At 61.3% G+C, this 865-nt stretch carries 2 protein-coding genes; both read right to left on the bottom strand.

Annotated features, from left to right (window positions below):
* The coding region (locus tag ACXJKH_RS21400; RefSeq protein WP_457322391.1) for a TniB family NTP-binding protein at positions 1-669 on the bottom strand (669 nt) is incomplete at its 3' end.
* Positions 669-865 (bottom strand): hypothetical protein (locus tag ACXJKH_RS21395; RefSeq protein WP_457322389.1); only part of this gene is annotated, 197 nt, incomplete at its 5' end. The genes ACXJKH_RS21400 and ACXJKH_RS21395, both read right to left, overlap by 1 nt.

Here is an 865-nt window from a genome sequence, read left to right as displayed (position 1 = left end):
CCTTTCGTACGTCTTCAAGAAAGACAGATAAGGCAGATCCAGGCTCCATCGGGTCAGGGCCAATGGCTTGAAGCGCGATCGCATCTGCGGATCGAAAGAAAGCGCGTTGATGGCAGACTCGGTTCCCGCAGCGACGATGCTCAGGTTCAGATCGTTGCTGAGCTTGCGCAGGCCAGCCAGGACGTCCGCAGCCTCCTTCCTAGCATTCACGATGTTGTTGAACTCGTCGATCAACAGCACCCGCGCCTTGATGTATCTCAAGGCTCCAACCACCTGAGCGTACTTGGCATGGGCAGGGTCACCACGACGATGCGTGATGGCGCAGGACTGCAGGATCTCCGACCATATCTGGGAAAGGTCCGGGGTTGCCGGCATGCCGATGGCGACCACCGGTGAATTGGGGCTACCGTCCTCGCGGATGGTGATCGGATGTCGCTGCCGGAACTGACGCAGGATGGCTGTCTTTCCGTTATCACCCCGGCCCACGATCAACCGGCAGGGAGGCCGCTGAGTGGTTGGGTAGGCAATGATCTGATCAAGCTCATCAATCACAACCTTTGCGACCGGATACGCGATCCACCGATCGCTGCGGGCAAACTCGATGCGCTCGGACTCCGAGTCCTCCATTCGCTCCGCGACCTGGGGCAGGAGGTGGGGGTAGGCACTCATCAGTTCAGCTCTCCTACTTCAAACTCTTCCAGCTCCTGGTCAAAGATGCTGAGAGCCGGCTCAGCGGCGMGCTMGTTCGCCGGGGGCTGGGCTGCCGCGGGCACCTGGGCAGGCACGGGCTTTGCCTTGGGCCGCGACGCTGCCTGGCGACGGGCAGCCTTAGTCGACTCGGTCGAGGCGTTGATCCGGTCACGGT

This window comes from Stenotrophomonas sp. P5_B8, assembly GCF_054049855.1.
The sequence above is the reverse complement of the archived record's forward strand: the minus strand, read 5'-3'. Positions and strand labels throughout refer to the sequence as shown.